The following is a 22,173-nucleotide window of genomic DNA, read 5'->3' as shown; positions in this document are numbered from 1 at the left end:
CACCCAGAGAAAAACCATAACCATAAGGTAGCAGACTTTAACTAGCGCACCCCGCCGGGCACCATCGTTAATAAGTGTTGGTTCGGGTAGTTTTGCGTGATATTGCGCTGTTGTAATTGCCAATAAAGCTGTTCCACATCATGGCGTTGACGGTCTAATAATAACCCCACCACACTGCCGCTATGTGCCACATTCAGTCCATATAAATCCAGCTCTTCGACTAATTCCAGCAGAGCGCAGAAGTCGGGTTTAACCAGTAGGTGTTGGCTGGCCTGTGCGCTAAGTGTGGTGGACTGGCCTAGCAGGGCGCAATCATGGCGCTTAGCGGCCTGCGTAAACAGTTGCCATGCTTGTTCTAACGACGGGGCGCTTGCCAGTAGGGCTGCCTGGCGATGTCGACGATGATAATCCTCGGTGTTGAGGCATTGTGGGCTTTCCAGCAGCAGAATATCCACGCTGGGTTGCCAATCATAAGCAATCTGTGTGGCGGCGGTTTGATGATCAAACAGGGTCAGCCGTTGAAACAAGGTACTGTCAGTGGGTTCAAGGCTAACACACAAGGCAGCCAGTGCAGCTTCATCCAGTGTTTCCCCCAAGTGACGTGCGGTTGCCAGAGCAGTGGCGGCAATATCTGCGGTGCTGCTGGCTAACCCTTTTGCCACTGGAATGGTGGAATCAAAATTGATATGCAGGCCACGGGCCATCTCTGCTGGTTGGTCAAAATGAGCCAATACTGCCTTCAGCATTTGGCGCATCCGTGGCCGTTCGTGGCTGCCCGGCACACCGTCGGTCACTGATACCGTGCTAAACCAGTTTATCGGGCAAGAAATGAGCTTCTCTCCACCCAGTATCCAGCCCTGAATCAATTCACCACAGGAGGCGGGGCAACAGGCCTCAGCCATGGCTAAAAACCTGTTGTAACGCGGTGACCAGTCGTTGATTGTCCGTTGCACTTTTGATGGCCACACGATAGTGGTCGCGAGTCAGTCCGGGGTAATTGGCGCAATGGCGGATCAGAATATGGTGCTGCAATAATGCCGGTTGTAGCTTTATTTCTGGCCTTAAGCAGCGCAGGAAAAGATAGTTGGCGCAACCTTGCCACACCTGTAATGCGGGAATGGCGCATAATTGCTGATATAGCCAGCGCTGCTGCTGTGCCAACCATTCATGAGTGGCTTGAATATAAGGCTGGTCATCGAGAATAATCTCACCTGCCAGTGCGGCGAAGGCATTGATGGTCCAGGGTTCGCGCTGCTGTTTCATGCGCTCGATGCCCGTCAAATTGCCGCTAAGCAAGTATCCCAACCGCAACCCCGGAATAGCGAAAAACTTGGTCAGTGAGCGCAATACATAAAGGTGCGGGAAATTAGCTAATTGTGGGATAAGTCCCGGCGCATCAGGGAGGAAATCAATAAAGGCTTCATCAACAATTAACGCAATTTGGTATTGATGGCAGCAGCGTACAATAGCTTGCAGCAGGTCAGCATCTGGCATTAATCCGGTCGGGTTATTGGGGGTTGCCAGAAACAGGCAGTCAGGGCGCTGCTGTTCTAATACCGCCAGCAGCCGCTCATCGGGCTGATAGCCATCAGCTTCACTCATCTGATAATCATCAATCTGGCAACCAACCCGTTGCAGGGCGCGACGGTATTCAGCAAAACCCGGTGTCAGCAGCAGGGCAGTGCGAGGTTGCAGATAATGCACTACGGCATAAATCAGTTCGGTGGCACCATTACCTGCCATGATATTTTCTGGCAAACAATGGTGAGCGTGGGCCAGTGCACTGTGCAGTTGGCGATACTCAACATCAGGGTAGTGTTCCGCGCGTGCTAACTGTTCAACAATGGCGGTTTTTAGGGAGTCTGGCATTCCCAACGGATTAATATTGGCACTGAAATCAATAATGTTCTCTGCGTTTGTCCCGATTTTCAGTGCCATTTCCAGCACATTCCCGCCATGTTCGCTCATTGCCGCGTTATTCCCCTATTTAGGTTGTGCATTTAGATTACCATAAGCGAAGGAATTGAGTTTAGCGACAACACTTCCGGTGTGAATGCCAGTAGGTCGCGCAGGCGCACCACATCACCAACAACAATCAGTGCCGGGGCTGATAATCCTTGCGCCGCAGCTTGATCAGCTAACGTGGTCAGAGTGCCACTGGCCACTTGCTGCTGCTGATGGCTGGCATACATCACCACCGCCGCAGGTGTGGTGGGCGCTTTGCCTCCAGCAATCAGTTGCTGACAAATGGTGGCCAGTTGCGTCATGCCCATCAGGATAATCAATGTACCTTCCAGTTTTGCCAGCGTTGCCCAATCCTGTGGCTCATTGCCCTGACGTAGATGGCCGGTAACCACATGAAAACCTGAGGCATAATCACGATGGGTCACCGGGATACCCGCATAGGCCAATCCACCGATGGCGGAGCTTATTCCCGGCACTACTTCAAACGGAATATCCGCCAGAGCCAGTGCTTCGGCTTCTTCTCCGCCACGGCCGAAGACATAAGGGTCGCCGCCTTTTAGTCGCACCACATTCAAGCCGCGTTGAGCACAATCCACCAGAATTTCATTGATTTGCGGTTGTGGCACCAAATGATGGTTGGGTGTTTTGCCCACATTAATCATTTCACAACCGTCTGGTGCTTCAGCTAATAATTCCGCGCAGACTAACCGGTCATAGACCAGCGCTTCAGCGCGACGAATGGCATGCAAGCCTTTTACTGTAATCAGTGCTGCATCCCCCGGCCCCGCACCGACTAGCCAAACTTTTCCACTTTTCATATTGCCTCTCATTGTGTGGCGAGGGCCGGTTGTACCGGCAGGTTCAGTGCCACGCGCAGGACATCACGGGCTATCATTAATTCTTCATTAGTATTGACGATGGCAATTTGTACCGGTGCGGCATCTTGCTGAATAAAGAACTGATTTCTCATGTTCTTTTCTTGATCCAACTCAATCCCCAGGAATGCCAGCTCCCGGCATATCTGCTGGCGGGCGCTACGTGAGTTTTCACCAATGCCCCCGGTAAAGATCAGCGCATCAATCCCCCCCAATTGCACGATATAGCTGCCAATCACGGCGCGGATCCGTTCAGCGAACAGCTCAAGAGCTAATGCTGCACGGCGGTTGCCGTTATCGGCCGCTTGTTCCACATCACGATAATCATGAGAAATACCGGAGATACCCAGCAAACCAGATTGGTTATTGATCAGATGGTTAATTTCAACCGCACTTTTGCCTTCTGTTTGCTGAATAAAAGGCAGGATTGACGGATCAATATCGCCGCTACGGGTGCCCATCATTACCCCTGCCTGGGGGGTAAATCCCATCGAGGTATTGACGGACTTCCCGTGGCCGATAGCGCAAATACTGGAACCATTGCCGAGATGGCAGGAGACAATACGTAACGCTGCCAAGGGCTGTCCCATACGCTCAGCACAGACCGCACTGACATATTTATGACTGGTGCCGTGAAAGCCGTAGCGACGAATTCCCAACTCTTCGTAATAGCGCCACGGTAGCGGGTATAGGTATGAGGTCTGACTCAATGTCTGATGGAATGCGGTATCAAATACTGCCACAGCGCTGGCATGGGGCAGGGCAAGCTGGAACACGCGAATACCTAATGCGTTCACCGGGTTATGCAGCGGCGCTAATGTGCCAAGCTGTTCAATTTTATCCAGTACTTGCGGGGTAATCAGTACCGAATCGGCAAAGGTTTCACCGCCGTGGGCAACACGATGACCGACACCAATGATTTCGTCCAATGAGTCAATAATATTGTGCTCAATCAGCGCCCTAAGCAGGTGTTCCGCGCCTTGACGGCAATCCGCGATGGGTAAGGTTTCTCGCCATTGCACATCACCTACTCGCAGGTTAAATACCGCATCATCCATCCCAATGCGTTCAATTAATCCCTGACATAACACCTGCTCCTGATGTTGGCCGGTCTGTTCATTTAGCATGGAAAACAGCTGAAATTTCAACGAAGAACTGCCGGCGTTAATCGCCATAATCTTACCGGGCATGCGACTCTCCACAATGTTTTAAATAAGTCATAAGGGATTCAAATAAGTCATAAGGTCAGTTAGCCCCTCGCCGGTTTGCGCCGAGGTGATAAAAATATGTTGTGCGCCCGCTTGGGTCAGGCAATCCGCCGCCCAGCCCAGTTGGTCGGTGTGGCTGACGGTATCTGCTTTACTGATGATGCCAATCACCGGTTTGTTGAAAACCTGCGCCAGCATTGGCGCAAACCAGCTCTGTGTAGCATCGGCATTTTGTACCAACCCCACCACATCGGCTTCACAAGCACTGGCTAATAACGCACTGTATAAACAGCGGTTTTCCAGATATTCACCCGGCGTATCTATGGCATTGTCCTGCCAGATAATGGACTGGGTTTTCTGGTAATTCAGTGCCTCGCCGCGTAAGCGCTGAATCAGCGAGGTTTTGCCGCACTGACTGGGGCCAATCAACATGATGCGTTGCATGGCATCAGGTCCGGGTCATCGGGCAGGCAGTGAATTTCATCATGTCGCCCAAGGTGTGAATCACCTGTTTCAATGCGTATTCCACCGCGGAAACATCGCCGGTAAACACCACGGCACCGGTAAATCGATCAATAAAACCAATCTCGACTGCGCCGGATTTGGTGGCGATATCACTGGCAATAATCGAGGCTTCACTGGGGGTAATGGTCAAAATGCCAATGGCGCTGCTGACATCGTTTAGCCCCAGTTTTTTATAAAGCGCCTTGTTAGGGTTAGCTATCAGGTGCGCCAGGGTTATCTGTTTACCGGGAACATATTCCTGGATCACGCGCTCGGGGGTGCTATTTGCTTCCATCATGCCTCCTGAACTAACTGACGCCACAGCGCCTCATGGGGCCGTGGGATAACTGAGCTGTATATCAATAATCCCTTTTCACCAGCACATTGGCTGGCGACCTCGACGGCGGTTTGCACATCGGCAATGTCACCGCTAAGCACCTGATAACATTTGCCACCGATACCAAAAGCCATATGAATACGTACCAGAGTGACATTGGCGGCTTTCACTGCACGGTCGGCGGCGGTAATGCAGGCGACAACACTCCAGGTCTCCACCACACCAGCCGCCTGACGGTTTTCCACCGGGTTCAGGCCGCTGATGGCGGGCAATACTGACGGATGAATATTGGGCAAAACGATGCTGTCGACCAATAAGTGACCACTGTGCCGTTCACCATTTTGTACCGACTGAGTCACCGCCCCAATTTCACCTCCCACCATCAGCAAATACTTGCCGGGGCACAGGGTTTTGCTGACCAACAGATCGACGTTGGCACTTTTTAGCATCAGGTCGCAGACTTCCATCCCTTTGGCAATACTGCTTAATTCAACAATTCCAATGGCTTGTGACATGCCGATTCCTCTTTAAAAAATACCGTCAGCCGCGATTTATGGTGATGGCACTGCCATCGATGGCGGTAACCACGCCGCTGATACTGGCGTGCAGTGGTGCACCCAAGGCGTTATGCGGGATTTGCCCAATTAATTGGCCCTGTTCTACCCGATCACCCACTGCGACGATGGCCTCTGCGGCAGCACCGATATGCTGGCGCAAGGGCAATATCACCTGTTGTGGCTGATAGGGCTCCTCACTAAAGGGTGCAGCCTGATACCAGTCGGTTAAGTCCAGGCGGGCGATCAGCCGTGTTGTTGGCACCATGCGGTATTTCGCCATCGGGTCAGCTTCGCGCAGCTCCCCTTGATAGCGGGCACCCTGCGCACGTAACTGAGTTTTCAGCAGGCGGTTAATGCGCATCGGCGAGATATCCACCGGGCAGGCATAGCTTTCACACAGACTGCATTCCGAGCAGGTCAGGGCGCTGAGTAAAATATCTGGCGTGGCGACTTGCTGGTAGATAATCGCCCGTACCAACAGGTGCGGCGGTAATTCATGGCCGATAAGGTGGCGCGGGCAGAGTTCGGTACACATACGGCACTGTTCGCAGACGGTGCGGGCGATGGCAAGCACATCCTTATCACTACGGGCACGGCGGGTAATTAGCAAATGATCAGCAGGCAGTACCAGCAGGCCGCCAGTGGTTTTGGTGACGGGCTGATCAAGGTCATGCAGGGCATGGCCCATCATCGGGCCACCATTAATATAAGCAGGGTTATGAATGGTCGCGCCACCCGCCAAAGCCAACACTTCCCGCAGTGACGTGCCCAGTGGCACCGTCAAGGTCAATGGCCGGGCTACGGCACCATTCACGGTGAGCGTTCGGCGGGTGACCGGCCACTGCTGTTCAACGGCGCGGGCCACGTTGAGCAGGGTTTGCACGTTATTCACCACCACCCCAATGCTGATGGGCAGCGCCGCAGGTGGAACCCGGCGGCCGGTTGCCAGCCAGATGGTGATCACTTCATCTCCGGCGGGGTAAACATCGGGTAAAATATGCAACCGAATCTGTGGTGGCAGCAGCGGTGTCAGTGCTGTGATGGCCTCCTCATATTTAGCTTTCAGTGCAATGATGCCTTCGCATGCGCCGGTGGCTTTCATGCCATACAGCACGCCGCGTACCAGCCGTGCCGCCTGACGTGGGATCAATTGCTGATCCACTTTCAACATCGGTTCACACTCAGCGGCATTGACCAGGAAAATCTCGGCCTGTGCCTGTAACTTCACCGCTGTGGGGAACCCGGCACCACCGGCTCCGACCACACCAGCGTTACGCACACGCTGTTGGATAGTCTCTGCATCACAGGGTGTCAGTTCGCCATAAGCGGGTGGCGAGTGCAGCACGTTAGCCTCAGATATCTGCATATCACTCATAAAGCGCCTCGATAATCCCACGGATATCCTGGTCGCTGGCTGGTCGCGGGTTGGTGCGCAATGTGATGTCGGCAAGGGCTGCTGCAATCATGTCGGGGAGATGTTGCTGCAATTGGCGCTCATTAACTTTCATTGCCGCCAACGGCTGAGGTAGCCCGCACTGGCGTTTTAGCTGCTCAATTTGGTGAACCAGCTGATTGACTGCACTGCGATCATCGCCATTGGCCGGGCTGAAATGGCACAGCTTCGCCAATCTTGCATAACGCTTACGCGCTCGCGCATCTGCGGCGTTAAAGCGAATCACCGGCACCAGCAACAGGGCATTCGCTAAGCCGTGAGCAATGTGGAATTGCCCCCCCAATTGGTGGGCGATGGCATGATTGATCCCCAGACCCGCCTGACTGAATGCTATGCCGGCCAGCGTCGAGGCATTGTGCATTTTGCCGCGGGTTATCAGGCAGTCACCTTTACGACAGGCGGTTGCCAGATGGCGAAATACCAGTTGCACCGCTTTTTCTGCCAGTGCATCGGTAAAATCACTGGCGCGCGGTGATACATAGGCCTCCAGCGCATGGGTCAACACATCCAATCCGGTATTGGCGGTAATGACGGCGGGCACGCTCGCCACCAGTGCGGCATCCAAAATGGCGATATCAGGATAAATTTCATCGTCAAAGATGGGGTATTTAATGCTTTTCTCTGGATCACTTATCACACAAGCGCTGGTGACCTCAGAGCCGGTCCCGCTGGTGGTCGGGATGGCGATACAGGTTTCTATCTCCAGCCCTTGTTTACGGCTAAACCAGACAATGGCTTTGGCGGCATCCAGTGCCGAACCACCGCCAAAACCGATCACTATGTCGGGGCGCAGCGCTTGCATCTGTTCAATCCCCTTCACCACGGTGGCGATATTCGGATCCGGCGTGATATCGCTGAACAGGGTAATCTGGTTGTCGGTTGGCAAGGCTTGTCTCAGTTTATCCAGCAGCGGAGAGGTGGCTAAAAAGCCATCGCAAACTATCCAGATTTTGCGCTGATGAAAGCGTTGCAGCACCTTGAGGCTGCCTTCCCCGCTATAAATGCGTGTTTGCAGGAAAAAAGTTTTCATACATCCTCGCTCAGCGAATAGAGAAACCATTAGTCAGTACACAGCGGCGTTGACGTGCAAAGGTACGCGCCGAGGTCGTACCCTCACCAGTCGGGGTGGCAATAGTAAAGGTGGTAAAGCCTTCACCGCCGACACCTATCCCGGCATAGGACGGGCCATTTTTGACAAAAATGGAGGTTTGCAACAAACGTGCAGCCAGATTCAAGCGCGAGACATTTTGCGAGTGCATGGTTGCGGTATGATGCAGGCCGCCCTCGACGTGCAATGCCAATGCCAGGGCCGCATCAAAATCCTTTACCCGCACCACCGGTAACAGCGGCATCAATTGTTCGGTGGTGACCAGTGGATCATCACCCGCCACTTCGACCAACAACAGGCGCGGGGCTTTAGCCGGGCAGGTGATGCCAGCGGCTTTCAGCAGTTCAATGGGGCTTTTACCCACCAGATTTTTATTGGCATGACCCTGCGGCGTCAGGCAGGTGTTGCGTAAGCTGTCGACCTCTTGCGGATTGCTTATCAGTAATGCATCGAAGGCCTGCATCTGTTGCAATAAACGGTCGGCAACACTTTCCACCACGATCAGGCTTTTCTCTGCAATGCACGGCAGGTTGTAGTCAAATGAAGCGCCCGCCACGATATCCTGCGCCGCTTTAACTAACTCAGCGGTTTCATCCACTAGACAGGGTGGGTTACCCGCACCGGCACCAATCACTTTCTTGCCGCTTTTCATGCCCATTGCCACAATGGCCGGGCCACCAGTAATAGCGAGCAAGGCAATTTTGTCGTGTGCCATCATCTGTTGGGTGGCTTCGAAACTCGGTTCTTTTACTGTCACCACCAGATTGCGAATGCCGCAACTGTTGAAAATGATCGCTTCAATTTGGGCGATGAGATCCAGTGACACGGCTTTAGCTCCGGGGTGGGGGCTGAAATAGACTGCATTACCCGCTGCCAACATACTGATGCTGTTATTAATAATGGTTTCGGTCGGGTTAGTACTGGGGGCGACTGAACCAATAACGCCGAAGGGTGAATACTCGAATAACACCATGCCGCCATCACCGGTCAGTGCGGTGGTAGATAGGTCTTCAATACCCGGTGTGTTTTCCAGTGCAGCTTTGTTTTTCAGGAGTTTATCTTCTTTATTACCCATGCCGGTTTCACTGGCACCGCGCTCGGACAGAGAGACAAGTTGTGGCTTTAATTGCTCACGGATAGCGCGGATAATGGCGCTGCGAGTTTTCATCGGGCTTTGCTGATAGCGTAAAAACGCGCTGTGAGCAGCATTAATGGCTTCATCCACGCTGGCAAAAATGGCGCTGGAGGCAGGGGCCGTGACCGGCGTCAGTTGCTCGGTGAGGATAGTGCGAATGAGCGATTCAAGGTCATTGGTATTCATTATTCATTCCTCAGATGTAAAGCCGATATGGCCGCTTCTGCTATGTGCATATCTTGTTCGACGCTACCGCCGCTTATCCCTAAACCTCCCACCAATTGGCCGTCACGCCACAGTGGGTAGCCCCCGCCAAAACTCACCACTTTGCCGCCAGTGCTGGCTTCTAGTTGGAACAGATCGGCCCCCGGTTGAATGGCAGCACTGAGTTGGTGGGTAGCGGTTTTCAAGGCGACAGCGGTCCAGGCTTTTTTCGGTGCCAGCTCGCTGCTGACCAGCAAGGTATCGGGCATGCGGTAGGTCATAATCATGTTGCCGTGGCGGTCGGCCAGTGCCACAACTACGGCAATTTGTAATTTCATGGCGGCTGCAACAGCTAACTTAACCAGTTGGTGAACATCAGAAAATCCCAGTCCAGCGCTCGGGGGCTGAGTGGTCGCAACGAGTTTCTCCGTGGTTGCGGCTAAATAGCGTGCCAGCACGGTTTGTGCTGTTTGTTGCAATGTCTGGCGTTGGTCTTCATCGCGGGCCAAGGCATACAAGCAGTCCGATAGCCGGTTGAGATACTGCAATAACACCGGACGCACCGGCACTTGCTCGGCCAGTTCGATTAACCGCCGCTCGCAGCGCCGCGCCAGGGTGCGGGCAAAATGTAAGCGGCTCCCAGCTTCAGTGTTACCGGGCAGGATAAAACCGTGCACCGGTGGCAGTTGCGCCATGCAGCGGTCCACCGCCTGTTCCAGTGCTTGAATATCGGTTTCACTAATACTTTTTCGCCCACTGGGTGGGGGTTCGCTGCCCTCACTGGCCAGTTCGGCGCTGAAATAAAACAGCTGATGTTGTACGGCATCGAGTAACTGAAGGTTTTCTTCACCTTGTGTCACGCGGGCACACAGGCTGAGTGCCGCATTCAGTTCATCCAAGGTGCCGTAGGTTTCCACCCGAGGATGACTTTTTTTGACGCGTTGACCGGTGAACAGGGCGGTAGTGCCCGCATCACCTGTTTTGGTATAGATGCTCATAAAATCACCGCTTAATCAGTAAGAGCATTCATCGACGATGGCGACAATCGCCAGGTCGATGGCATCATTCGGTTCGGCAAAAACGCGCCGAGCACTGGAACCACCGGACAGTAGCACCAGTTCACCTTGACCTGCGCCAACAGAGTCGACCGCCACTTCATCCGGCGTGTTGCTGTCTGGAGGCAGCGAGCCATCACCGGCGACACGGCGCACCAACAGTAGTTTCTTACCGATCAGCGTCGGCGACTTTTGTGTTGAAACCACCGAACCTACCACTCGGGCCAGTTGCATGATTTACTCCTGCCTTAACAGTTGAATGTGACGGGCTGACAATGTTTCCTGCGCCAGCGGTGTAACCAACGTAGAGCTGGCAATCAGCAACCAGCCGGGGTCAAGTGTGGCAATATCGCGATAACTCAATACCTTGCTTGCATGTAGCCGTATCGCCAGACCTTGGTTGTCACTGAAAGTTAGCGGCAACGGGCGCAGTGCCGTCATGGGCAGGGCGGGTAACAGTTGACGGTGCAGGCTGATATGCACTTTCATGCCCCACGACCAGGCCTCGTTCAAGGCCACCACCGCAGGACAGTTGGTATCGAACTGCGCCAGTTGATGGATAAACGCCAAATCCGGCAACATTAAATGCAGCGTGGCATGGTGCAGGAATACCGATGTATCCAGCCCGGCGCGTAGCTGAGGCAATAGCAGGGCGTGAACCCGGCGTTCGCGCTCAGCCAACCGCGTGACAATCTGGCTGACCAGCTGTTCGGTTTGCGCCTGAGTCAGATTCATGGTTGCGTTGTCCGTGTAAGGGGTAGCAACGTCGCAAAAGCCGCCGGGTCATCGGCTCCGGCGGCATTGGCCTCGTCGGTATCAATGTGCATTTCCAGTTTCATTTGGGGTGAAACGCGGATAGCAACATCATCCATGATCAACCGGCGGCCACTGCCGTGGATGGCCACTTGCACCCGATCGCCGTGTTTGACCCGATAGATAAGGGCATCCAGTGGCGACATATGGATATGGCGCAATGCCACAATCACACCCTGTGGCAATTCCAACTCGCCATAGGGGCTGACCAGCCGGATAGCTGGCGTGTCAGCCAGATTGCCCGACATCCGCAGAGGGGCATTGATACCCAGTGTGCGGGCGTCGGTACGAGAGATCTCAACCTGACTGTAGCTGCGCAGTGGCCCCAGAATACGGACATTCTTCAAGCTGCCTTTCGGCCCGACCAAGGTCACCGTCTGAGCAGCGGCGAACTGGCCTGGCTGGAGCAGTGCTTTTTTCTCAATCAGCGGCTGATCGGGGAACAATTGTTGGTAATCCTGCACCGAAAGGTGCAGGTGTCGATTGGAAACCCCAAGCGGGATCGGACGAAGACGCATTTCGTCGAGGATCTTACTGACAACGGGTTCCAGTAACGCTTTTTCCATCAGACTTTTCCTCGTTTACCCAAGTGAATACAGCGAAAGCGAGGCTCACCTTTATGGCGTCGGCAAGCCGGGTCGAGGCAGAGATTGCAGCTCACACGAGGAGCTGGCGGGGCCTCACTTTCTGCACTTTTTATTGCGACATCCAAGTCCATTATTGCCACACCCAAGGCAATTTCTGGTTCATCGTCGGTGGCGGTATCGGCAGATCGTGGGGCTTCAGCTTCATCGCACTCCTCGATGGTAGGGCTTTCCGTCATAACCTCTTCGGCGGCAACCTGTTGCGCAGGTTCGCTTAAGGTGGTGGCTTCAGTGGCGACTGGCTCAATGTGTGGCGCTTGCCAATACGCCATTAGGGGATCTGCCGGACGGGCCAGCACCGCACTTGAGACCAGCCCTTGATGCAGTTGGGCAAAGGCGGCTCCGGTACTGATTGCCGCCTGAACGGAAGCCACATCACCGGTTAGACGGATTAACATCCAGCCGGAGCCGTTGGTTTTTTCTATTCCAATCAGGGTGACGGATGCCGCTTTTGCCATGACATCCGCTGCACCAATCGCCAGCGCCAGACCGCTAACTTCAAGTAAACCCAGTGACGTTTTCACGCGGTGCTCCTCTTCTTACCCTTAGGCAGAGGTCGGTAAAATGGCTTCTACATCGCTGTGTGGGCGTGGGATCACATGGCAAGATTTCACTTCACCCACCGCGCTGGCCGCCGCAGAACCGGCATCAACCGCCGCTTTAACTGCGCCGACATCGCCGCGAACCATGACAGTCACCAAGCCGGAACCGATTTTTTCGTATCCCACGAGCTGTACGTTGGCAGATTTGACCATGGCATCAGCCGCTTCGATGGCAGCGACCAGCCCTTTGGTTTCGATTAATCCCAGTGCGTTGTTCATAGATATGAGTTCCTTGTTAATTTGAGTGTGATTACTTAAACGGTAAGCCTTTGACTAATCGGGCGGCGTTGTTGCCTAGCCGCCGTAATGGGTCTTCGTCTTGTGCCAGTGGCTGCCGGAACAGCGGGCTGGCGGGGGGTAAATGACGAAAATGCACGATAACTTCGTCGGCAGAACACGCCAGCCCTACCAATAGTGGTGAGCGGGTCGCCGCCTGCCAGGCGCGGAGAATGGCATCCGTGTCATCGTCTTGCTGCCACTGCCAGGGAATGCCTTCTTCCTCAATCCCTAGTAACACTTGGTGCCAGACCGCCTCGGGTGTTGGCGAGGTGAGGCTGATAACAATTGCGGGTGCATCTTGGGTAAAGTTCATGCGTGATTCTCCCGTTGCCAGGACAGAATCAATCCGGTGGCAACCGCATTACGCGGGCCTTCGCTGGCGCGGATATTGCCGCGACCGGCCACCAGCTTGTAGTGAGAAAGTGCGTCGGTGACCAATTGCGGGATTTCGAAGTCCAGCGACGAGCCGCCAACCAGCACCACGAAGGGGATATCGCGGATATTGCCGGTCGGACTGACTTGACGTAGCGCGCGAAGCGCATTGGTGACAAACACCCGCTCTTTCGCGCTGCGGCGGATATTGCGTACTTTTTCCAGTGCGTAATCTCCCGGTAGTGGCACCAACCCTTCCGGTTTAACCACCACTAATCGGGCAAAAACTTCGGGTGGTAGCGGTTGTGGGAAGAACTGAACGCTGCCGTCTTCGTGGCGCAGGTGGAACAGACTTTCCACTTTTGCCAAGGGATATTTTTTGATGTCTTCGGCCAAATATCGGTCTTGGAGATCCAGCTCAGAGGCGATTATCATCGTGACCATATCGCCAGCACCCGCCAGATGGGTGGCAACAATTTGACCTTGCGCATTGATGATTGAGGCATCGGTAGATCCTGCCCCTAAATCGAGGATGGCGAGTGGCCGTCGCGTCCCTGGTGTGGTTAGCGCGCCGAGTATCGCCGCTTCGGCTTCCGCCCCCCCGACCTGTACATCAATATTCAGCGTCTTTTCGATTTCACTGGCGATATGGGCCATTTGTAAGCGGTCAGATTTCACCATAGAGGCAATACCCACCGCCTGTTCGAGCGAGAATTCACCCGCCAAGCCACCAATGACGTTGACCGGTACCGCAGTGTCAACTGCCAGCAGATCCTGAATGAAGATCTCATTGGTCGGTTTGTTGGTCAGTTCCGCCATAGTTTGGCGGACGTGTTCGAGCATGCCGCCGATATTAGTGCCCGCTTCACCACTGACATTATCCAGATGTCGGAAGCTGTTGACGGCGGTCATGATGGCTTCAGCACCGGTTGCGACATCCACCCGTACAGTGCGGCCGTTAGCAAATAGCTCCAGATGCCCAGCCGGAATGGCGCGGGCTTTAACATCGCCCTCCGGGGTTTTCACCACCACTGCGGAGCGTGTGCCAATCAAAGCCCGCGCCACCGGAACGATGTTTTTGGTTTCTTCCGCACTCAATCCGAACACCGTGGCAATGCCATAAGGGTTAGAGAGGGTTTCAATCACCTGACCCGGCATGGCAACTTCAACCGCTGCCAACATCCCCATTGGAATACGGTCGATATGCAGCACCTCATCCACGATGGGCAGGGGATGTGTGAGGCGGTTGCTGACCAGAACACCATCATCCCGTTGCAGGATAATCGCGGTAATGCGGTATCCAGCGCCGTTAGCAGCATTGACCACGGCCGCCACATCGGCAAAATCAACTGCAGAGGGCACCACCAGAATGTAAGGCTGGTTAGGGTCTCGCGTGACCAACTCATCAATCGTGATGGTCAGCCCAACGCCTAACCCCAGTCCACCGGGAGTTTTAGGGTTGTGACCGATCATGGTGGATTCAGTGATAATGGTTTCAGTTATGGTTTCCATCGCCACATCACCAATGACCGGGGTCGCCTCGTTGATGCGGATAAGATTGATATCGCTGAGTGCGATACCAGCCTTTTCCACCAACATATTCAGCGCCTTAGTGATGCCAAAAATGTTGCGTTGCGTCCCTTTGATACCCGTGGTTTCGGTTAGGGTACTGGTAACAAAGTGCAACTGACCCTCAGCCGCACATTGTGCCAATGCCACTTCCGTTGATGAGTTGCCGATGTCAATGCCTGCTATATACCGCATATCCGTTCCTAAGATGGCTGACCATTGATTAATCCATACTGCTGACATATCCCGAGGCCTCGATCTGGAGCAGAGAGGATAGGCAGAAGAGTAAAGCGTCCGCGCCAGGACGGCGCGGCTCGAGCCCCCAGGGAAGGGTTTACGGCGTCTTTACGATCTGCCTGTTCTCTCTGCCATGGGCACATTGTGATAACCCTCTGAGAAATTGATTAATCGTCGCCTTTGAGCTTTTTGCGCTGGACATACAACACGGCGGCTTCGCGCACGAAGGCGGCACAAATGGTCGCTTTGTAGGTCTGTTCCAGATCATCAGCAATGGCATTCAACTCTTCTTTACTCGAGCGGAATGGGCGCAAGGCGTTATAGATATCCAGTACCTTGTCATCTGGCACGGCGGTCAGTTCAGCTGCGCGTTCGAAGTTCATTGCCAGCAGCGGGCGGCCCGCGTCTTTGGCAATGGATGCCTGAATACGCAGGATTTCCGGGGTAATACGTAAATCTTGTGAAGTCACACTGCCGTTTAAAACGTTCGCCAGCGTCAGATCATCCAGTGTTTTATTGGTGGCGGTTTTTACCCAGTCAGGGTGTTTATTCGCCAATGGATAATCAGAGACTTTGGCATCACTGCGCGAGCTGGCCGCTGGAGCACAAGCGGTAGTTGGCGTTTGGCCTTGCAAGCTGTTCATCTTGCTCAGCACATCGCGAACCATGGATTCAATAGCTTCGGAATTCATTGTGTTTTCCTTTGTTAAAGCGCCACCCGGAGTTCCTGAGGATTCTTGCCGGTCACCACATATTTGGTTTCTTTAATGTGCAGAATCGCTGATTTGGCCTGATATTTTGGCCGTGCCATTTGGTCATTCAGGGTCGGAACCGGTTGTGGTGATTCCCGTTTGGCGTAGCGAGCGGCGTTTTTACCAATCAAACGATAGGTTTCCAGCGTCAGCAGCGGGGCCTGTGGGAACAGCTCCAGGTTAGAAAGTGGCGGCAGACCTTGCTGATGAATGACCGTGGTACCTTTTGACTGGATGCCAATAGAGATCCCGGAGCCACTCAGGCGGTTGCCCTCGACGGCAACAAAAGCCACATCGGAGGATTTAAAGCAGCGGATAACCCGCGCTTTGATCCCTTCCTCTTCGATACCAGCAATCAGTTCGCGCAAAATATTCTTGTGCGGAATGCCAACGATATTGGCTGTTTGCGACAAGCCAAATGCCGGGCCGACAGCAATAATCACTTCATCCTGATGGGTACCGGGGCGGGCTTCACCCACTTCAGTGAGAAAATCCCCTGACGCCACGGCAGCCGTTGCCGCAGGTTGGGTGTCTTGCTTAAAGGAGACGGTATTGTTGTCTCCTTGCATTTCCTGCAATACGCCTTCAATAATTTGGCGTAACAGTTTTTCGTTAATATCCACCATCTCGTGAACCCCTTAGCCAAGCTCATTCGGATCAAGCGCGTTTGGAATATTTTTAATTTCTTCCCAACGTGCACCTTCCAGCCGGTAACCGGTAGCTGGCCCCGCGTAGTCATTGACGTCATTCACCGCTGACAGCACCTGGTTATCACCTTTGATGATCGCCGAGGTATGCAGGTAGTCGCCGGCAATTTTGGCTTTCTGGATGTTGAGCATGTCCTGCGCCACATCTTCAAAGCCGCCTTGCGCCAAGGCTTTCACCACTTCCAGACCGGTGCGGTTTTTGCTGATAATTTCCTGAGCGAACTTGATGTCTTCAACGATGTTGCGTTCCGGCATATCTTTCGAGCCGTGGGCGTAGGTCGCCGCAATCACTTCTTCGTCGGTAATTGGCGGTAAACCCATCCCGGCGAATACCGCTTGCAGAGCGCGCGCAGCTTTATTGCGAATTGCCACGACGTCGGCTTCCAACACCGGACGCAAGCCGCCATCGACTTTCAGATCGCGCTGCATAACGTTGTAATCGTCAAAGTCTTCGGCATCTTCGTTGGAGCCAGCGAACATGTTGTCGTAGTTCGGCACCGCGGAATAACCAGAGGAGATAAAGTCAGTACCCGGCAGGAACTGCATCAGCAGGCGAGCGGTACGGCGCATATCCGAGTGGGTAAAGGTTTGGTCGTTACTGGATGCACATTCCAAATCCAGCGCTGAGCAAATCAGGTTTTCGGCCAAAATGGCGCGAATGCCCGATGGCACCGCAGACGGCACGCCGACACAACTGACGGAGCCGTTTTGCAGCCCCTGAACCCCGGCGGCTTTGGTGATATAAATACAGCGCGCTTCGAGATACAGCATGGATTTGCCTTCGGCATAGCCCATTTGCACTTCGGAGCCAGAACCGGAGGTGAAGCGCATTTTCAAACCGCGTGATGCATAAGACGAAGCGAGAAAACCTTTCGACCACGGAGTGTCATCACCGTCGGTAAACACCGGTTCAGTACCATAAACCGAGATGGTTTCGGCATAACAGGTGTGGCCCAACATCCCCAGTTTCAGTTCAGTGGCTTCTTCCAGAGAACATTGAGTCAGCACCCCTGGGCGGCCAACTTGCGAACCGACCAACAGTGCAATGGCGTTGAATGGCGCATAACGAGCCACCGCCACCGTAGTTTCTTGCTCATCGAAACCACGGAATGCGCCTTCCGCCGCATCGGCAGCAATTTGCACCGGGTTATCTTTCACGTTGGTGACGTGAGCTTGTTGTGATGGTGTCCGACGAGCGCGCATTTTCTGCATCGACATCATCATTTCCACCACGTTCATGTGCGACACCACCTCGACGATTTTGGCTGGTGTCATGGCGGTCGTCAGCGGAACAATGGTGCGGCGCGACACATTTGGATCACACAACATATTGGCCAGCTTGATGGAATCCATCTTCATCACTTCTTCCGCATGGGCCAGATTGATACCGTAGCGGGCGATAAAGTGGTCGATCAGGTCGAAACTGCTTTGTGGTTTACCGTCGAGTTCAGTCACCACACCATTAACAATCTTGATGGAAGGTTTCGGATCGTTAGGGCTTTCCATGGCAATAAAGCCTTCCTCGATCCACTCTTTGACAAAGCCGTCCTGATTAACCGGGCGTTTCGCCAACGCTTCAAATCTTTTCGATTTCATGAAACAGCCTCACTGTGGCGTCAGATATAAGAAGGGCGGTCGTTTTTCGGTTCAGCACCTAAAGTTGCTAATACCGTTTTGCCGATCTCACGAGCAGAAATCACTGCCTGACGGACTGCGCCAGAATCGCCGGAGATAACCAGAATCACTTCGTTACTAAAGCTGGTGCCCTGTGCGGGAGAGCTGTAAGCCACCACATCAACATTGGCGGATTTCACTGCGGTATCGGCCATCAGAACACCAATGGAAGCCGGTGCGCCGACAATCACGCCGCAAGAACGGCCCAGCGGTGCGCCGAATGCTTTTTCCAGTGCATGGCTGGCACGCGCGCTGTATTGCAATTCGATATGACCCGCTTCATTGGCGTAAACATCACCAAATGTGCGGTCTAACTCTTTCAGCGCCACTTCAACGGCACGTTTCACGTCGGAAACATCATCACCACCGAAGATAATCAGTGAGCCATGACCGGCACCGCCTTTGGTATCGCGTGGTAATTCAATGCTGACCACTTCGGTATTGGTGGCTTTTACTGCTTCATCGGCGGCCATAATGTGCGGGCCAGCACCGGTGCGAGCGCCCAAAATACCAATGGAGCGATAGCGTTTTTCCAGCTTCATTGCGTCCAACAGGGCGCTGTCGACGTTGGCGATCACCAGTCCGACCGTGTCACCGATCGCGGTTCCAACAAATTCCGTTAAACTGCAAGTTTTCTCAGCCATAGCCGTATCTCGTTGTTTATAGGATGGTTGTTTATAAGATGGTTGTGCAGAAGACGCCGGAGCGTGTTCACTGACTTTTGCTATCACCTGCGCCATGATTTGGTCGACCAGGTCATTGCTTTTCATTAGCTATTTCCCTTTGGTAAGTTTCCCTTGGGAAGAAAGGCCTCAACATCGGTATGTGGCCGTGGGATCACATGGGTTGATTTCACTTCACCTACGTTGGCAGCCGCGATAGCGCCTGCATCAGTGGCTGCCTTAACCGCTCCCACATCACCACGGACGATGACAGTGACCAGACCTGAGCCAATTTTTTCGTAGCCTACCAACGTCACATTGGCCGATTTCACCATGGTGTCAGCAGCTTCGATGGCCGCAACCAACCCTTTGGTTTCCACCATTCCTAGTGCTTCTTGTTGCATAAGTACCTCGACAAATAGCATGTTCAAAAAATAATGTTGTTATATTCAGTAATAACGTTGTCAGGTTCGTGCTGGGATTGAATATACAAACAAGCAATGAAAAAGAATGGCTGTATTGAATTTACTGGCGGGAATGGTTAGTGACGAAATAACAAATTATTGTCATGAGTTCATTTAACTGATTATTTTATAAGTCTATTTATTAATGGATAGGTGATAATAATTGGTTTTTGCATATTCATAATTACAATTAAGTCAGTGACAATCCCTATTTTCTTTGCTACTCACGCACGTGAATATAAAGATGGAAGCTGGCTCACATTAAAATAGAAATTGCGAGCTTGCTAACAATAACGGAAAGAATAAATGACAAGAAAGTCACATTATTTAATTAGACAATAAGTTGCTTATTTACAGGGTGTTAAGGGGGTTCTGGGCCAGGTAATAGCAATAATTTGCTATAGGAACTCTATTTTTTGTTTAATTAATGGCTAATCACGACAACACTTTCATTTTCTGTCTCTTTATAGTGATCAGGTCAAGGGCCGTGCAATACCATACCCGTCATACTTCGAGCTGCATATGCGTTGGCTGCTTTCGTTCACCCCAGTCACTTACTGCTATTGATCTTAAAATCAATAAGCTCCTGGGGATTTACTCAATTGCCGCCTTCCTGCAACTCGAATTATTTAGGGTATATAACGTATTAATTTAACCGCAAGCAGGGTAACCCTATGAACGACTCGCTCAAAGCTCAGTGTGTGGCAGAATTTCTTGGCACCGGGCTGTTTTTGTTTTTTGGTATTAGTTGCCTGGCGGCGATGAAAGTGGCTGGTGCCAGTTTTGGTTTGTGGGAAATCTGTATTGTGTGGGGGCTGGGGATTTCACTGGCGGTTTATCTGACCGCGGGTATTTCCGGTGCTCACCTCAATCCCGCGATTACCATTGCTTTATGGTTGTTTGCCTGTTTCCCCGCGCGCAAAGTCATTCCCTATAGCATTGCACAGATTGCCGGTGCTTTTGGTGGTGCGGCGCTGTCTTATATGTTGTATCACAACTTATTTACTGATTTTGAAACTGCCCATCAAATGGTACGTGGTAGTTTAGAAAGTCTGCAACTGGCCAGTATTTTCAGTACGTTCCCTTCACCAGCTATCAGTGTATGGCAAGCTGCATTTGTTGAAATCATTATTACCTCCATTCTGATGGGGCTGATTATGGCGTTGACGGATGATGGTAATGGCGTACCGCGTGGTGCATTAGGGCCGCTATTGATTGGTATTCTGGTGGCGGTGATAGGGGCTTCGACTGGGCCATTAACCGGTTTTGCCATGAACCCGGCGCGTGATTTTGGCCCTAAATTATTTACCTTCTTTGCTGGCTGGGGAAAAATCTCGATGACGGGTGGGCGTGATATCCCTTATTTCATTATCCCGATTGTCGCCCCTATTATTGGTGCTTGCCTCGGTGCGGCGGTTTATCGCTTCTTCATTGGTAAAAACCTACCTTGCAATACCTGCAAATTAGAGGATGAGAAAGCCAGTTTATAAATCAATGTGAGTTTCCTCATCTTGAATCTATGAAACGAGATGAGGAAATTCCGTGATCTATTCTGGTTAATGGACTGATTATAGTCCCCTGTTGATTATGACTCTGGTAAGGTGAATTGTTATTTTCCTTCATTTTGCCAGGGTCTAAACCTTCACAGGGAAATAGGTTTTCCACTTGCTGATAGGAATGTAAATATAACAAATTAGTAACACGTAGTTTATTACAGGGATGATTTATAGCAACAAACGAAACTTAATAACAATAAATTAAAATTAACTGAGAGGTTTTATCATGATTTCTGCCAGTTCTCTAAACTCAGAGCTCATAAATAAAATCGCGCAGGATTTTGCTCAGGCAACTGGGCTGGCAGTCGTTGTGGTGAATATTCACGGCGAAGAGATTTCTGATCTCTTTAACTTTACGCCATTTTGTCAGTTGATGCGTCAGGACCCGGTGAACCATCTCCGTTGCCGAATGAGTGATCGTTGCGGGGGCCTTGAAGCCTCAAAATCCAATGAGCCTTGTATTTATCGCTGCCACGCTGGGTTAACTGATTTCTCTATTCCGTTGGTCATTGCCGGCCATTTAGTCGGTTTTGTGTTATGCGGCCAGGTGCGGTTGCACTCAGATGTTTATCTGATTGATATACTTAATGTCGATAATCACTGGCAGCAGAATCCGGCACTGATGGATGAGTTCCACAATGTGCCGGTTATGGATTTTTCACGGGTGATTGCATCGGCAGATTTATTGAAGTTGATTGTTGAGAATTGCCTCAAAAAACATCTCAATTTTGTAGTAATCAACGACAATATGGGCAGCAAAGAACCAGGCAGAATACGACCGGTTCACCCCCATGACAGCAAAATGAAGAAAGCACTGCGTTATATTGATACGCATTTATCGGAAGAACTACGGCTGGAGGAAGTGGCGGCCAAGGTGTATCTCAGCCCGTACTATTTCAGTAAATTGTTTAAAAAATATCAGGGCATCGGATTTAATGCCTGGGTCAATCAGCAGCGGATGGCCAATGCCCGAGAGATGTTACAACACAGCGATTGGAGCATTGCGAGCATTGCCAAGAATCTGGGTTTTTCCCAGACCAGCTATTTCTGCAAAGTGTTCCGTCAGACCTACAACGTGACACCGCAGGTATTTCGCTCACTTTCTTCTGAACGCAGCGAAATGGAATGACAGTTATTGATCTAATATCAATTGCTCATGCTGTTCATTCAAGTTTGTCTATTTTAATATCCAGCATGATATTAAAAATATAAAATAAATAATGACAATTTTTTGCTATTGACTCAAACGAAATTTATCATATAACTTGTTGTTTTTAAGTGCTTACATTCTCTTTTCATAGCAATTATTTGTTGTAAAGATACAAAAAAATTCCTCGCAAAAAATGAAATTAACCATTTTTTGTGAACAGAAAGGCGTATATTAATTTCATGAAGGCCAACCAGGCTGCTAATTAATAAGCGCTCTGTTATAACAGTGTAA

The 22,173-nt window shown here is 52.0% G+C and carries 25 protein-coding genes; 2 read left to right on the top strand and 23 right to left on the bottom strand.

Features of this window, described 5'->3' with window-relative positions:
• Positions 1-41: 41 nt before the first annotated feature.
• From FTB31_RS07925 to pduA, 23 genes are all read right to left on the bottom strand, one after another.
• Complete coding sequence (locus tag FTB31_RS07925; protein WP_227719540.1) at positions 42-902, bottom strand: GHMP family kinase ATP-binding protein; 861 nt, start codon at positions 900-902, stop codon at positions 42-44.
• On the bottom strand, positions 895-1,968 hold the full coding sequence (gene cobD, locus FTB31_RS07920) for a threonine-phosphate decarboxylase CobD (protein ID WP_227728876.1): 1,074 nt from the start codon (positions 1,966-1,968) through the stop codon (positions 895-897). The genes FTB31_RS07925 and cobD overlap by 8 nt, the downstream gene beginning before the upstream one ends.
• 32 nt (positions 1,969-2,000) lie before the next feature.
• Positions 2,001-2,783 (bottom strand): uroporphyrinogen-III C-methyltransferase, encoded by a 783-nt coding sequence (gene cobA, locus FTB31_RS07915; RefSeq protein ID WP_050075253.1) that lies wholly within the window; start codon positions 2,781-2,783, stop codon positions 2,001-2,003.
• Positions 2,784-2,791: 8 nt separating this feature from the next.
• Positions 2,792-4,030: an acetate/propionate family kinase gene (locus tag FTB31_RS07910; RefSeq protein WP_077174875.1), complete on the bottom strand. Its 1,239-nt coding sequence runs from the start codon at positions 4,028-4,030 to the stop codon at positions 2,792-2,794.
• Between the two features lie 27 nt (positions 4,031-4,057).
• The gene (locus tag FTB31_RS07905; RefSeq protein WP_004699368.1) at positions 4,058-4,492 is read right to left on the bottom strand and encodes a EutP/PduV family microcompartment system protein; all 435 of its coding nucleotides are present in this window, start codon (positions 4,490-4,492) and stop codon (positions 4,058-4,060) included.
• A 4-nt stretch (positions 4,493-4,496) separates the two neighbouring features.
• On the bottom strand, positions 4,497-4,847 hold the full coding sequence (pduU, locus tag FTB31_RS07900) for a propanediol utilization microcompartment protein PduU (RefSeq protein WP_005157716.1): 351 nt from the start codon (positions 4,845-4,847) through the stop codon (positions 4,497-4,499).
• Positions 4,847-5,404, bottom strand: a complete 558-nt coding sequence (locus FTB31_RS07895; RefSeq protein ID WP_227731265.1) for a BMC domain-containing protein — start codon at positions 5,402-5,404, stop codon at positions 4,847-4,849. The genes pduU and FTB31_RS07895 overlap by 1 nt, the downstream gene beginning before the upstream one ends.
• Before the next feature lie 25 nt (positions 5,405-5,429).
• On the bottom strand, positions 5,430-6,821 hold the full coding sequence (locus FTB31_RS07890; RefSeq protein WP_227731264.1) for a 4Fe-4S dicluster domain-containing protein: 1,392 nt from the start codon (positions 6,819-6,821) through the stop codon (positions 5,430-5,432).
• Positions 6,814-7,929 (bottom strand): 1-propanol dehydrogenase PduQ, encoded by a 1,116-nt coding sequence (locus tag FTB31_RS07885; RefSeq protein WP_227719536.1) that lies wholly within the window; start codon positions 7,927-7,929, stop codon positions 6,814-6,816. The genes FTB31_RS07890 and FTB31_RS07885 overlap by 8 nt, the downstream gene beginning before the upstream one ends.
• 10 nt (positions 7,930-7,939) lie before the next feature.
• Complete coding sequence (locus FTB31_RS07880; RefSeq protein ID WP_077293722.1) at positions 7,940-9,328, bottom strand: aldehyde dehydrogenase family protein; 1,389 nt, start codon at positions 9,326-9,328, stop codon at positions 7,940-7,942.
• Positions 9,328-10,344, bottom strand: a complete 1,017-nt coding sequence (locus FTB31_RS07875; RefSeq protein WP_227719535.1) for a cob(I)yrinic acid a,c-diamide adenosyltransferase — start codon at positions 10,342-10,344, stop codon at positions 9,328-9,330. The genes FTB31_RS07880 and FTB31_RS07875 overlap by 1 nt, the downstream gene beginning before the upstream one ends.
• 15 nt (positions 10,345-10,359) lie before the next feature.
• A complete protein-coding gene (locus FTB31_RS07870) occupies positions 10,360-10,635 on the bottom strand; it encodes a EutN/CcmL family microcompartment protein (RefSeq protein WP_004699362.1) in 276 nt (91 codons plus the stop codon).
• 3 nt (positions 10,636-10,638) lie between these two features.
• Positions 10,639-11,136, bottom strand: a complete 498-nt coding sequence (pduM, locus tag FTB31_RS07865) for a microcompartment protein PduM (protein WP_046051242.1) — start codon at positions 11,134-11,136, stop codon at positions 10,639-10,641.
• Positions 11,133-11,780 (bottom strand): phosphate propanoyltransferase, encoded by a 648-nt coding sequence (locus FTB31_RS07860; protein WP_227719534.1) that lies wholly within the window; start codon positions 11,778-11,780, stop codon positions 11,133-11,135. The genes pduM and FTB31_RS07860 overlap by 4 nt, the downstream gene beginning before the upstream one ends.
• Positions 11,780-12,382: a BMC domain-containing protein gene (locus FTB31_RS07855; protein ID WP_227719533.1), complete on the bottom strand. Its 603-nt coding sequence runs from the start codon at positions 12,380-12,382 to the stop codon at positions 11,780-11,782. The genes FTB31_RS07860 and FTB31_RS07855 overlap by 1 nt, the downstream gene beginning before the upstream one ends.
• Before the next feature lie 21 nt (positions 12,383-12,403).
• Positions 12,404-12,679: a propanediol utilization microcompartment protein PduJ gene (gene pduJ / locus FTB31_RS07850; protein WP_004388818.1), complete on the bottom strand. Its 276-nt coding sequence runs from the start codon at positions 12,677-12,679 to the stop codon at positions 12,404-12,406.
• A 31-nt stretch (positions 12,680-12,710) separates the two neighbouring features.
• Positions 12,711-13,052 (bottom strand): glycerol dehydratase reactivase beta/small subunit family protein, encoded by a 342-nt coding sequence (locus FTB31_RS07845; protein WP_019080989.1) that lies wholly within the window; start codon positions 13,050-13,052, stop codon positions 12,711-12,713.
• Complete coding sequence (locus FTB31_RS07840) at positions 13,049-14,875, bottom strand: diol dehydratase reactivase subunit alpha (protein WP_227731263.1); 1,827 nt, start codon at positions 14,873-14,875, stop codon at positions 13,049-13,051. Before FTB31_RS07840 ends, FTB31_RS07845 begins: the two co-directional genes overlap by 4 nt.
• 209 nt (positions 14,876-15,084) lie before the next feature.
• On the bottom strand, positions 15,085-15,609 hold the full coding sequence (gene pduE / locus FTB31_RS07835; protein ID WP_011816692.1) for a propanediol dehydratase small subunit PduE: 525 nt from the start codon (positions 15,607-15,609) through the stop codon (positions 15,085-15,087).
• A 14-nt stretch (positions 15,610-15,623) separates the two neighbouring features.
• A complete protein-coding gene (locus FTB31_RS07830) occupies positions 15,624-16,292 on the bottom strand; it encodes a propanediol/glycerol family dehydratase medium subunit (RefSeq protein ID WP_227719549.1) in 669 nt (222 codons plus the stop codon).
• Positions 16,293-16,307: 15 nt separating this feature from the next.
• The gene (gene pduC / locus FTB31_RS07825; RefSeq protein WP_005168448.1) at positions 16,308-17,972 is read right to left on the bottom strand and encodes a propanediol dehydratase large subunit PduC; all 1,665 of its coding nucleotides are present in this window, start codon (positions 17,970-17,972) and stop codon (positions 16,308-16,310) included.
• Positions 17,973-17,992: 20 nt separating this feature from the next.
• A complete protein-coding gene (pduB, locus tag FTB31_RS07820) occupies positions 17,993-18,820 on the bottom strand; it encodes a propanediol utilization microcompartment protein PduB (RefSeq protein ID WP_019080985.1) in 828 nt (275 codons plus the stop codon).
• Positions 18,820-19,116 (bottom strand): propanediol utilization microcompartment protein PduA, encoded by a 297-nt coding sequence (pduA, locus tag FTB31_RS07815; protein WP_005157689.1) that lies wholly within the window; start codon positions 19,114-19,116, stop codon positions 18,820-18,822. Before pduA ends, pduB begins: the two co-directional genes overlap by 1 nt.
• Before the next feature lie 734 nt (positions 19,117-19,850).
• Between pduA and pduF the strand changes: the two genes are divergently transcribed.
• Entirely contained in the window at positions 19,851-20,666 is an 816-nt protein-coding gene (pduF, locus tag FTB31_RS07810; RefSeq protein ID WP_004699353.1) for a propanediol diffusion facilitator PduF, read from the top strand.
• 292 nt (positions 20,667-20,958) lie between these two features.
• On the top strand, positions 20,959-21,861 hold the full coding sequence (gene pocR, locus FTB31_RS07805) for a transcriptional regulator PocR (RefSeq protein WP_005168458.1): 903 nt from the start codon (positions 20,959-20,961) through the stop codon (positions 21,859-21,861).
• The last annotated feature ends 312 nt before the right edge of the window (positions 21,862-22,173 follow it).

This window comes from Yersinia proxima, assembly GCF_902170785.1.
Lineage (GTDB): Bacteria > Pseudomonadota > Gammaproteobacteria > Enterobacterales > Enterobacteriaceae > Yersinia > Yersinia proxima.
This window is presented reverse-complemented; position numbering and strand designations above follow the sequence as displayed.